The following is a 12473-nucleotide window of genomic DNA, read 5'->3' as shown; positions in this document are numbered from 1 at the left end:
AAAAAAATATATGCCCGTTGCAAGGGCCGCAGGGAATAAAAATTATGATGGAATGTAAACGCTTGCGCTGTTTGAAGATTAAGCAACACCTTGGATATAAATGGGTGTCAGATACGGAACATGAAATTTTTGCAAGCACGTATTTTGACGGCGATTCAAGCCTGCTGAATTTTGCTGAAGGATGCCAGCCGATGCAAGCCGATGCAGACGCAATTACGCATGAGATGCGGGAAACAGCCGTCAAAATAACATTTGTTCAAGAACTGAACCCCGCTTGGGAAAATGCGGCAGAATCGCCATGCATTGGAGAGCAGGAGCGCTTAGACATGTGCCGTTATGCCAAGCGGTTTTGTTCAAAGTCAAACAGCAAAAATAGACGCCATCACGTAAATGCAATCTGGCCTGTTCCTCATTTTGGAACGGCAGCTGACTTGAAGGCGGCATAACAATGGGAATGCTGCTGATCGCTTCTCACCGTGTTCTGGAATTTGCATGCCGAAGCGCTCTGCAACGCTATCAGCAGCAGGCATTTCAATTGGAACTGGTGCAGCGCCGGAAATTAAAACACTTAGTGCAGCGTCATACAGGCCTGCGTTTAAGCTATGAACAATTTACACAAAAATATCCGCTGACTTGCTATGCAGACTGGAAAAACGATATTGAAAAGTCCAGAAGCCTCGGCCGAAATTACCTCAGCTCAGAAAAAGTCATCCATTTTCAGCCAGCCCGTGATTCCACAGAAGCGCTGAAATTTATTCCTTATACTCAAACTTTTTTTGAAGAATTGGATCAAGCCATTGGCCTTTGGCTGGGCCGCTTATACCGTCAATATCCTCAGCTGAGAAATTCGACGCATTATTGGCCGGTTTCATGGCCGTCGGAAAGCCAGCGCAAGCTGCTGGAAAATGACCATGGCAATGATAGTAGCGCCTCGCTGACGGTCTCTAAGCGTATGCTGAGTAAGATTACCCAGTCTGTTCCAGCCGAAGTCGCTATGTCGAAATCGGCTGAAGACGCCATGTTTGCCACGGCGGCATATTTGGCCGCAGATAAAAAGCTGGGCATAATTTCGGTTTGGAGCCCAGCTTTTGCCTTACAGCTGTTTGATCTGATTGAACAGAATCAGCAAGAGCTCAGCGAAACTTTACGCAATGGAAAATGGCAGCGCGATTCGCTGAATTTTTTAAAAGCGCCCAAGTCCTGTGAACAGAGCTATAAGCTCAGAAGCCTGGATTTTCAGTCCCCGGATGCATGGGCGGCCTTATGGCCTAAATTAACGCTGATTTCCAGCTGGGAGGCGGCCAACGCAGCGCAGTGGGCTGTTCAGCTGCAAAACCGCGCTGCTGGTGTGAATTTTGAATGCAAAGGCTTATGGGCCGCAGAAGGGGTAGTGACGGTCCCATTTGCCGGCTCATACGCTTTAAGCTATCAGTCTCATTTTTACGAATTTTTGCGGAAGGATTCGGAACAGCCCGTACCGTGCTGGGAGCTGAAGCAAGGAGATGTTGTCAGTCCGGTGCTTACCACCGGTTCTGGGCTTATGCGCTACGTGCTTGAGGATGAGTTGGAGGTGACGGGCTTCTATAAGCAAGTGCCTTGCTTTAAGTTCTTGGGCCGAAAAGTGACGGTTGATCTGGCGGGTGAAAAAATGGATCGCAATGCAGCCATGAATGTGCTCAGCCAGTTTAAATGCGGGGATTATCTGCCGGTCAGCCTGCTGGGCATTGAACATTGCCCAGTCAAAAAATCGCATTATATTTTGCTCAGCGAAGGGAATGGCGAGCACCAGCCATCGCCTGAACAGCTGGATCAGCAGCTGAAGCAAAACTTTCATTATGAATTGGCGCGCAATTTAGGCCAATTGGATGAGCCAGAAATCAAGCATGTTGATAATGCTGAGCGCTATTACCAAACCTTAGCACTGCATAACGGCTTGATCGAAAGCAATCTTCAGCCAGAGCCGTTACAAAAAATGAAAACAAAAATAGACTGAGCTGATTGCCATGAATGCAAATGTACAGAATGCGCCAGACGATCGTTTTGAAAAAATCGCCCGTTCAGCATATGGGCCGCATTTTTATGTGCGGGCCGTGGCACTGGAAGATGATGTGCAGCTGGGGTAATTGATTGCAGAGCAGACGCACGGCAATAGCATGATTTTATCTGATGAGCGCGAACTGAGCTATTGCAATGCCGCTCAAACCCAGTATAACCGGCCGGATATTCGTGTTGCGATGCCTGCCGATCAGCCGGATACCGTGGCTGGTATGATGAACTTGGGCTGGAAATACTGCTTTATTCATGGCCAGCCAGATGTGCTCCGCTATGGCTCTGATTTAAGGCTCAATAAGGATCATCGCGGGCAAAAAATCCTGCGCCTGTTAATGGACTATCTTGATGATGCGCTGCCTAAAGATCGCTCGCTGGAGAGCATTATATTGGAAGGCCATGCGGTGGCGCGTCAAATTTTGCATGAGAAGCGCAAGGGCTTTCCTGTACCGTATCATTATGATGAACTTCAAACTTTTATGGTGTCACAGGCGCTCAAGCCTAGAGCCTATGGCTTATTCTGTTTTGAGCGCTTAGGCGCGGATACGCTGGCAGAAGCGAATGCGTTTATCCAATTGATGAAGAGCTATTATAATTTTTTACCTCATTACGATCTGGTAAATTTGGCTGATGTGCAGCATTCTTTTTGGGCAGGGAGTACAGCTTGAAGATTTTTATCTGATTTATAATTTGGAGCAGAAAATCGTTGGTATATACAGTTTATGGAATCAGAAATCATCCAAGCAAACGCGGGTCGTGCATTATTCTTGGCCCGTTAAATGGATGAGGCCTTTTTTATCATGCATATGCATAGGCGCAAGGAGCCATGCAGCTGCCGAAAACTGCCCGCGCTTTAGATTATTTAATGCCGCACAGCGCATTATGTCATCCTCAGCAGATGCAGGTTTTCAGCGGCCTGCTTTACCATGTGGAAAGTTAGTTGCAGCACTATCAGAAGCATGCGTATTGCGTGACCTTGGCGAATAATGATTCGCGCATAGCGCTGATGCAGAAGACCCGCTCAGATGTGATTCATACCATGCATGCTTTTCACTGTTTTGAGGGAAATCCTTTGGAATATTTTGACCGTTCAAAAATCAGTTATTTTTGACAGCGGCCGCATTTAAAGGCTCAAAAACTTTATTTTCTTTGACTTATTTATGGTTTTTATTAAAAAATGTGTTTTTTTGTAAATAAAATTTAAATATACTGCAGCTATAAAATAATCAAAAAATGAGCAAATAATGTCTAAAATTATTTGGGGTGCAGGCTGTTTAGTAACATTGGCTGCTTCAGCAGGGGCTGCCACAAATTGGTACGCGGATCAAAAGTTGACGGGCTATTATGCGCAAGAAGCGCTTTCGAAGGCCGCTGAAGATCTTGACGTCAAATACAGCAATATTCAATTAGGCATGATGCAGGGTTCTGCAGATTGGGTAATGACATTCGTTCCGGACCCTTGCAAGCCTAAAGAGGCAATTGTGCTGCAGGGCCAGGATCAAATTCAAAAAAAATGGAATGGCTATGACATCGCATCTCGCTTTACGGTGCAGTCAGGCAATGAAAAAATTCAATCCGTCTTTAAGGGCGAGCAGCAAATACAGACGCATATCAGCTGGCTGGGCAATGTGAAAGCTTCGGTGAATTTGCCGCGAATTGATAGGCAAAATGATGGGGCGCATTTGCGGCTTGATCCAAGCACGCTCTATATTTATGCGGCAGCGCCAGTGCAAGGCGAGCCAAAGGTGTCCAAGATTATATTTGATATGCCTGCTTTAACGGTGATGCAAGGGCAGTCTCAAGTGCTCGCGCAAAATATTCAGTTTGAAACCACCCAAGGTTTGAATAAAAAAGAAATCAGCGAGGGATATACGCGGTTTTCTATAGGCGCTTTTCAGCGCGTAGATAACACGTTTTCAGGCAAAATTAAAAATTTTGAAATGCTGATGGATACACAAATCAAAGATGGCAGCGTCGCTATCGACAGCAGTTTGAAAATGGGCGAGATGGTTATTCCAAGCACTCCACTGATTAAAGATGCCGTCATTCATTTAGCATTGAGTAATATTAAGCCTCAGCGTTTAGCGGAACTGTCCGCTGTCTGGGAAAAATCGAACAAGAGCTGTGAAAGTTCAGAACTCATGCAGGCTGATGTATCGCAGGCTTTTTTAAATCTATTGAATGAAGGGATGGATTTTAAGTCTGAGAATCAGCTGAGCATGAATGCTGGTACAGCATCTGCAAAACTTGAAGGTAAAATGATGCCAAGCCATCAAGGCTCAATTTCCGCCTTTGCGCAGATGCTGCCGAATTTATTGTCTTTTAAAGCCAATTTAGCATTTGATAAAAACATTTACCGCTCTGTGATGAATAATTACACTCAAGCGGCAACTGGAAAAATGATGACAGAACAGGCTATTGAGCAGACCTTCAGCGCTATGGAGAGCGGGGGGCAGGCCAAACGGGATGGTGATCAGTTGAAAATGCTGCTGGATTATCAATTTGGCCAGAAGCAGTTTTTAGATCCGAATCAAAATTAAGCTTGGTAAACTGCGCTTTAACCTGCCAAAAGCCGCTTGAACAGCGGCTTTTTTATGGCTGCAGAAAAGCTGCATTTGGTCTGAAAGATTAATTTATATATCAAGCGCTTAAAATGGTTTTGGGTTGAGTGGATGCTTCCTGTCGGAGAATTTTTGTACAGATGTTGTTTTAGGCCATAAAAATCGTTAGCGTCATAAAGCTATAAAAATAAAAAGGAATTAAGAAGATGACGCATAAAAGGAAGCGGTATTTTTTATTTAAAGCAGCTGCGGCGGCCAGTGCGATTCTGTGTGTATCCGCGCTATCTGCGAAAACAGCATTGTCTGATCTGACTTTAGAAAATGCAGTGCGAATGACGGGCGCATTCAATCAGGAGGCTTTAACGCAAGCCGCTGGCGATTTTGAAAAAAGTCCAGCCGATCAGCAGGCGAAAATGAGCGAAAGAATAAACCACAATAATCAGCAAATACAGGAAAGCAGTTTAGACGGTTCTGAAATGAGCCACTATGTAACGCAAAAAAAACGTTCAGGACAAAACACGATTGCTGTCGATGGGGTGAAACACTTGGATATGACGCATGTGGTTCATCACATTACAGACGAAAATTTTACAATTATCTATCCAGACGGCTTGGTTGTGAAGATGAAATCCTATTATAAATAGGACTTCATCTTCAGCTGGCTTAATTGCTTCAGCTTAAGTCCAGCTTATACTGGAAAATGCTGAATTTTCCATGCACGGTGAATTTTGGTATTGCGCTTGAAGTCCAGGCCAATGGTTTCATTGCTGATTTCTTTGACATCAAACATGGCTTCGATTTCTTCATCCATCTCAAAACCGCGGTAGTTGTTGGAGAAGTACAGCGTACCTTCCGTCGTCAAGCGGTTCATTGCGCGTTTAATCAAAGAGATATGGTCGCGCTGCACATCAAAGGTACCGTAGAATTTCTTCGAGTTCGAGAATGTCGGCGGATCAATGAAGATCAGGTCATATTGTTCATGGCCTTCTTTCAGCCATTCAAAGCAATCGCTGGCAAAGAATTGATGCTGCTCATCCGCATGATCGACAGTCAGGCCGTTTAACACGAAGTTTTCTTTAGACCAGTTCAAGTAGGTGTTGGACAAATCCACGCTGGTGGTGCTGGCCGCACCGCCTAAAGCAGCATGCAAGCTTGCGGTAGAGGTATAGCTGTACAGGTTCAAGAAATGCTTGCCCTTGGCTTCAGCTGCGATGCGCAGGCGCATTTGGCGGTGATCGAGGAACAAACCGGTATCTAAATAGTCGGTTAAATTCACTAGAATTTTCGCTTTGCCTTCTTGCACGATAAAGCGCTTTGATGCAGTGCTTTGCTTGCTGTACTGGTTTTTACCTTCCTGACGCGCACGGGTTTTAATAAAGATCGCGTCACGGCCCAGACCGGTTACAGAGCGGATAGCCTGCAATGCCAAGTTGAAGCGTTTTTTTGCTTTTTCAGGGTCAATTTTTTTCGGCGGCGCATATTCCTGCACATGCAGGCGGTCGCCGTATAAATCGACCGCGACATTAAAGTCCGGCAAATCGGCATCGTATAAGCGCAGGCAGAAGACGTTTTCTTTAACAGCCCATTTTTTCAGGTTCTGCATGTTCTTTTGCAGGCGGTTGGTGAAGTCTTCTGCGCCTTCAATCGCTTCAAACTGCTGCGGCTGCCATGTCGCCAAGAAAGGCTGCGTTGCGGCAGCAGGTTTGATCACGCCAAAGCGCACATAAATCGGCAGCTTACCGTTCATCAAACGCAGGATTTGCGGTTCATTGAATGCAAGCACATCGGCCTGTTCAACCGCGGCAGCAATCACTGCAGCATATTGATTCGGGAAATTCTTTTGCAATAAGGCCGACAAGCCTAAATACAGCGCGCGGTTAGAGGCTTTGTCGCCTAAACGTTCACCGTATGGCGGGTTGGTGACCACAAAGGCGCGCTTGCCTTCAGCCTGAAAATCAGGCCAATCCGCCAGCGTGCGCTCTTCAATTTTGATTTGATCCAGTACCGATTCAAAGCCCGCAGCAATAATGTTTTGCTTGGTGGCTTTTACTGCTTCCCAGTCTGCATCAAAGGCATAGAATTTCGGCAGTTCCTGCTCTAGGGCTTTGGCATGGCGTTCAGCGGCTTCGGCTTTAATGTCCATCCATAATTCATGGTTGTGGCCATTCCAGCCATTGAAGCCGAAACGGCGCACTAAGCCTGGCGCACGGTCGGTTAAAATCATCAGGGATTCAATGATGAATGTCCCCGAACCGCACATTGGATCTAAAATGATTTCTGGATTGCGTTCTTTCAGTTTTGCTTTTTGCAGAATGGCTGCGGCTAAGTTTTCTTTAATCGGCGCATCAGTCATGTAGCGGCGGTAACCGCGTTTGTGCAGCGAGTCACCCGATAAATCTAGGCAGTAGGTATGTTCTTTTTTACCCGCAAGCACATATAAAGTGATTTCAGGCTGCTTGATATCAATGCTTGGACGTTTGCCTACCGCCTCCATGAAAGAGTCAACGACACCGTCTTTTACACGCAGTGTGGCGAATTGGCTATTCACTTTAATGTCGCGTTCGATGTGCAGGCGCACTGCGAAAGTGCTTTGCGGTGCAAAAATCAGTGACCAGTCAAAACTGATCGCACCTTCATAAAGCTCTTCGGCTACGTCGCGCGCATCGTGAGTAAATTCCAGTTCATGTGTGTGAATCGGCATTAAAACGCGTGACGCAAGGCGTGACCACATGCAAATGCGGTAAGCATCTTCCAAATTGCCTTTGAAAACCAAACGACCCGGGAACTGTTCAATATTTTGAACACCTAAACCTTCAATTTCCTCGCGGAGCAAGGTTTCCAGTCCATCTGCACAGGTGACCCAATATGAAGAAAGACGAGGTTTCGAATTCATGTAAATTTCCAAAGGCAAAAAAGCAATCGCGTATTTTAACGTATTTTCACTGATTTGGGCGCAACATCTGCAAGGGTTGTGTGAGAAATATTCTTTTCCGGCAAGGCGGGAAAAAGAAGCGGAATGCTGAGTGTTGAAGAATAATCACGTTATTGGTATGCATTTTGCTTAAACCTGTATGAAATAAGTCTGCATGCAAGACGCGCAAAACAGGCAAATGATGGATGAATTTTTGCAGCCGCAGAAGTCTTCAGCTGTTTGCTGAATGATTGATATTTTTAAAGACCGGGGGGACATTTATGCTGGGAATGATTTATGAGGAAAGTACGCACAGTTCGGATGCTTTTTCTGCAGCGACATTATTTTATGCGCGGCTGCGCAGGGTGACTGGCCGTGTGGTGGATGTGCTGTATCTGGTGGAAAATCAGGATTATGCTCGATACGCTATGGATCTTGCGTTAAAAGCCAATGATCCTGAGCTGGATCGGCTGGTGCGCCGCCTGCATGCTGAACTGGATTTGCCGATGAAAGCAGAACCGGATGACGCTGTAATGCGCTCAGAAGAAATCAGCATAGCAGAACCGGACTATAAGTCAGAGGCCACCGAGGAAGAAATTTATCAAGCGCAGGTTTCACATCATTATATAGGCGCGCTGCGTTAGGTTTTGACCCAGATCTGTTTTGAGATTTTAGACAGGCTTTAAGCTGGTTCGCTTTTTAAAGCCTGTATTTTTTGTTGCTGCGTTTGAGGCAGGGCTGAAAATTGCAGTTTGAAGATTGGAAAGTCTGGGTTAGCAAATAAGAATTGGGCTTGCCGTGCAAAATCGGACATTGAAAAATCAGTTTTTTACCGTTGCATTGAATGGATCTAGGTGATTATTTTTTAAGGCGTTACAGCGATTTAAGGCGCTGCAGTCAAAGGAATGGGTCATCATAAAATGATAAAAATAAGGTTCTTATTATATAGATTCGGTTTAAATTATCTAATTGAATTTAGGCATAGGAATATGCAAACTCATTTTTTATTCCTGAATCAGTTTTGTGTGATCGCTGAAAAGTTCAACTGCCAAATCAGAGGATTCTCTGTATAATGCGTTAACTTAACGATTAGGAATCTCTCATGCACTTGGCGGCATTGCATACACCGAGCCAGATTCAACTCAATAAAGATGGTCACCTAAAACATTTTATTACCATCGAAGGTTTATCTAAAGAAACCCTGACTAAAATATTGGACACTGCGCAGTCCTTTTTTAATGACCAAAATCAGCTCATTACCAATAACCTGCTGGAAGGCCGGACGGTAATGAACCTGTTTTTTGAAAACTCTACCCGTACCCGAACCACTTTTGAAGCGGCAGCAAAACGTCTGTCTGCAAACGTATTGAACATTGATATTGCACGTTCAAGCACATCAAAAGGCGAGACTTTACGTGATACGTTGTGGAATTTAGAAGCCATGGCGACGGATATTTTTGTTGTCCGCCATTCTTCGTCTGGCGCTGCGCATTTTATTGCCAAAGATGTTTGCCCGAATGTTGCAATCATCAATGCCGGCGATGGCCGTCATGCACATCCAACACAGGCGATGCTGGACATGCTGACCATCCGCCGTGAAACCAAAAAGAATTTTGAAGATATTTCCATTGCGATTATTGGCGATATTAAGCATTCGCGTGTTGCACGTTCAGATGTTGCAGCTTTACAAACTTTGGGCTGTAAAGACATCCGCGTTGTTGCGCCAAATACCTTGCTTCCTTACGGTTTTGATGAATATGGCGAAGGCGTCCGCCTATTCAACAACATGGAAGACGGCGTTAAAGACTGTGACGTGATCATTACGCTGCGCATTCAAAACGAACGTATTGATTCGCCTGCACTGTCGTCTCAAGCTGAATTTTACAAAATGTATGGCCTCAACAAAGAACGTTTAGCGCTGGCAAAACCAGACTGCATCGTGATGCATCCGGGCCCAATGAACCGCGGCGTGGAAATTGATTCCAGCATTGCCGATGGCAAACAATCGGTGATTCTGCATCAAGTGACCAATGGTATTGCCGTGCGTATGGCAGTATTGGCCTTGGCCATGCAAGGTCAGTTGCAAGAAAAAGGTTTGTTAGAAGCGATTGCGGGATAAGGGTAAGGGAAAGTCATGAGTATTGTAAAAATTGAAAATGTACGTGTCTTAGACCCAATCCAACAATCGGATCGCGTACAAACAGTATTTATTGAAAATGGTCAATTGGTTGCTGAAAGTACCAATATTGCTGAAACCATTGATGGTCAAGGCAAATGGTTGATGCCAAGCATGGTGGACCTGTGCGCACGACTGCGTGAACCGGGTCAGCAGCAGCACGGGACATTAAAGTCAGAAGGTAAAGCTGCACGTGCCAATGGTATTTTGCATGTATTTACGCCGCCAGATTCAAAACCAATTGTGCAAGACAATGGTGCCTTAATCCATGGCTTAGTTGAAAAAGCCATGCTGGATGGCGGTATTTATTTGCAAGTAATTGGCGCACAGACTCAAGGTCTTTTGGGTAAACAACCTGCCAATATGGCCGGCTTGAAAAAAGGCGGCTGTACTGCGGTTTCAAATGCCAATGCAACCTTTATGGATGACGATGTGGTGATCCGTACTTTGGAATATGCAGCTGGTTTAAACATGACCGTGGTGTTCTATGCAGAAGAACATCAAATTGCCAAAGACGGCTGTGTGCATGAAGGTTTTGTCGCTTCCCGTCAAGGTCTGCCGATGATTCCAGCCTTAGCTGAAACTGTGGCGATTGCAAAATACTTGTTAATGATTGAAGCTACAAAAGTACGCGCACATTTTGGTTTATTGTCTTCAGGTGCTTCGGTCGAACTGATTAAAAATGCCAAAGCCAAAGGTTTACCTGTGACTTGTGATGTTGCAATGCATCAATTGCATTTAACCGATCAATTAATTGATGGCTTTAACTCGCTTGCGCATGTACGTCCACCATTACGTTCAGCACAAGACAAAGACTTGCTGCGCCAGGGTTTAAAAGAGGGAGTGATTGATGCGATTTGTACCCATCACGAACCTTTAAGCAGCTCTGCGAAAATGGCGCCTTTTGCTGAAACACAGCCAGGCTTTACTGCCTTTGATACCTATATTCCTTTCGGTATGCAGCTGATTGCAGACGGTTTATTAACACCGCTGGAATGGGCTGAAAAAGTAACATTAGCACCTGCGAAAGTGGCTCAAATGCAACAGCGTTGGGCAGATGAAGCGGGCTGGGTGCTGGTTGATCCTGAAGCGGAATGGATCATTAATAAAGACAGCATCGTTTCAAATGGTAAAAATACCCCATTAATCAATCAAGTGGTTAAAGGTAAAGTGGTTCAGTCTTTTTATGCCTAATGGGCAATTAAACTGAAATTTCACCTTTAAAAATTTAAAATCAAAGCCAGCATCAGCTGGCTTTTTTTGTGACTAATTTGTTATTTTTTTGATTATTTTGTTTATAATTATGTAAATAAAAGAGGGTATTTTAATGAAACTTAACAATAAAGCAGTTTTCGCAGTTCTTTCTACATTAGCTTTAGCTGGATGCAATAATCCTTTTTCTAAGCATGTGAAATGTGATGATGAGTCTGCAACTTCGCTGGTTACACAAGTATTGCAAAATGATTTGGCTGCATCTTTAGATCATGAACTCAAGGCCTTAATTAAAAATGGTGCAATTAAAGATTTAGATCCGGCTAAGCTTAAACTTTCAGCAAAAAATATCCAATTCACTTTGGCTGACAGTAGAACAGATTTTATTGATCCCAATAGTCCAAAAACATCTTGTTCTGTCGATTTAACCGTGTCTATTCCATCTGATCTGGTCAAAAAGTCGGATGAAGCAAGAACCAAAGTGGATGTTGTGAGTGTAGAACAGCAAGCAAATAATTTGGGTGTGAATTATGAAAATAACAAGGCGCATTTAACTCTCGAGTATGTCCTCCAGCCGACAGATAAAGGGGATAAAGTTTTAGCACTGCTAAAAAATACGTCTAATGTGCAAACCCTGCTTTCAGAAACTTTGACTTATGCATTTTTAAAGCCGCAGATTGAAAAGAATCAAATTAGAAATTGGGAAGCGAATAAAGCCGAGATTCAAAGAAATAATGCCGAAAATATGGCTTATTCGACAGGTGATGAAGCTATAGAGGCTGCTGATGCCGCAGCACAAGCGGCATATGAAGCTACTACTGCAGCTTCAGAAGCTTATTAATAATTTGTTGCTTCGAAAAGCAAAGAAGAATTGAAAAAATAGGGTAATCATGAAATTTAAATTCTTAGCATTAATTGGCTGTATGCTGCTGGTATCAGGCTGTGACAAGGTGCAATCTATGACTGGCGGCATAGTCAAATGTGATAATGAGACTGCAAAACAGTTGGTTGTTGAAAGTTTTAGTAAAACACTGAGTGATATTTCTGCAGAACGTGTTAAAGAGATAATTGATACTGAAAACGTGACTGTTGATATGGGGAAATTGCGCAGTACACTTCAACAAATCACATTCAATGTCAATGATGTACGTACTAATAATTCAGATCCGAATAGCAATAAGCAGTATTGTGCAACGGAGTTTGTTGTTAAAATCCCAGCCCAAATAATAAAGGATGCGGACGCTGCCCGTGCGGTTTACAACGAAAATAATATTGCTCAAGCTGCTGTATTATCAGATTTATCATTTGAAGCTAATCAGTTAAAAAAGGAAATTGAATATTTAGTTCAACCTACAGATGATGGAAAAAAAGTTTATGTAACTTTAGAAAATCCAGATGCTTTAGCATACTTTGTGAGAGATATAGCCGTCGATTCTTTAGTTAACCCGAATCGCGGATAAGAAATAAACTTGAAAATAAGAGGACTAGAGCCATCAGTTGAGTTACCACACAAAACTCACAACTCTAGTCCTAATGTTCAATAGTACCGAATTATTCTGCGTAA

At 44.0% G+C, this 12473-nt stretch carries 11 protein-coding genes; 10 read left to right on the top strand and 1 reads right to left on the bottom strand.

The window, feature by feature from the left end; all coding sequences use genetic code 11:
- The first annotated feature begins 104 nt into the window (after positions 1-104).
- From ACE3T3_RS14225 to ACE3T3_RS14205, 5 genes are all read left to right on the top strand, one after another.
- The gene (locus ACE3T3_RS14225; RefSeq protein ID WP_374668050.1) at positions 105-446 is read left to right on the top strand and encodes a hypothetical protein; all 342 of its coding nucleotides are present in this window, start codon (positions 105-107) and stop codon (positions 444-446) included.
- Positions 447-448: 2 nt separating this feature from the next.
- Entirely contained in the window at positions 449-1993 is a 1545-nt protein-coding gene (locus ACE3T3_RS14220) for a GH3 auxin-responsive promoter family protein (RefSeq protein WP_374668048.1), read from the top strand.
- A 160-nt stretch (positions 1994-2153) separates the two neighbouring features.
- Positions 2154-2717 carry a hypothetical protein gene (locus ACE3T3_RS14215; RefSeq protein WP_374668046.1) on the top strand — a complete coding sequence of 188 codons (564 nt, stop codon included), beginning with the start codon at positions 2154-2156 and terminating at the stop codon, positions 2715-2717.
- 576 nt (positions 2718-3293) lie between these two features.
- On the top strand, positions 3294-4589 hold the full coding sequence (locus tag ACE3T3_RS14210) for a DUF945 family protein (RefSeq protein WP_374668044.1): 1296 nt from the start codon (positions 3294-3296) through the stop codon (positions 4587-4589).
- Positions 4590-4816: 227 nt separating this feature from the next.
- Complete coding sequence (locus tag ACE3T3_RS14205) at positions 4817-5254, top strand: hypothetical protein (RefSeq protein WP_374668042.1); 438 nt, start codon at positions 4817-4819, stop codon at positions 5252-5254.
- A 44-nt stretch (positions 5255-5298) separates the two neighbouring features.
- On the opposite strand, the gene rlmKL is transcribed toward ACE3T3_RS14205, so the two are convergent.
- Positions 5299-7503 (bottom strand): bifunctional 23S rRNA (guanine(2069)-N(7))-methyltransferase RlmK/23S rRNA (guanine(2445)-N(2))-methyltransferase RlmL, encoded by a 2205-nt coding sequence (gene rlmKL, locus ACE3T3_RS14200; RefSeq protein ID WP_374668040.1) that lies wholly within the window; start codon positions 7501-7503, stop codon positions 5299-5301.
- Positions 7504-7802: 299 nt separating this feature from the next.
- Between rlmKL and ACE3T3_RS14195 the strand changes: the two genes are divergently transcribed.
- The 5 genes from ACE3T3_RS14195 to ACE3T3_RS14175 all read left to right on the top strand — a co-directional run bounded on the left by ACE3T3_RS14195 (position 7803) and on the right by ACE3T3_RS14175 (position 12369).
- Positions 7803-8165 carry a hypothetical protein gene (locus ACE3T3_RS14195; protein ID WP_374668038.1) on the top strand — a complete coding sequence of 121 codons (363 nt, stop codon included), beginning with the start codon at positions 7803-7805 and terminating at the stop codon, positions 8163-8165.
- Between the two features lie 458 nt (positions 8166-8623).
- On the top strand, positions 8624-9640 hold the full coding sequence (locus tag ACE3T3_RS14190) for an aspartate carbamoyltransferase catalytic subunit (RefSeq protein WP_374668036.1): 1017 nt from the start codon (positions 8624-8626) through the stop codon (positions 9638-9640).
- Positions 9641-9655: 15 nt separating this feature from the next.
- The gene (locus ACE3T3_RS14185) at positions 9656-10891 is read left to right on the top strand and encodes a dihydroorotase (RefSeq protein ID WP_374668034.1); all 1236 of its coding nucleotides are present in this window, start codon (positions 9656-9658) and stop codon (positions 10889-10891) included.
- A 133-nt stretch (positions 10892-11024) separates the two neighbouring features.
- On the top strand, positions 11025-11750 hold the full coding sequence (locus tag ACE3T3_RS14180; protein WP_374668032.1) for a hypothetical protein: 726 nt from the start codon (positions 11025-11027) through the stop codon (positions 11748-11750).
- A gap of 49 nt (positions 11751-11799) precedes the next feature.
- A complete protein-coding gene (locus ACE3T3_RS14175) occupies positions 11800-12369 on the top strand; it encodes a hypothetical protein (protein ID WP_374668030.1) in 570 nt (189 codons plus the stop codon).
- The last annotated feature ends 104 nt before the right edge of the window (positions 12370-12473 follow it).

Origin of the sequence: Acinetobacter sp., from assembly GCF_041919735.1 — a bacterium.
Lineage (GTDB): Bacteria > Pseudomonadota > Gammaproteobacteria > Pseudomonadales > Moraxellaceae > Acinetobacter.
This window is presented reverse-complemented; position numbering and strand designations above follow the sequence as displayed.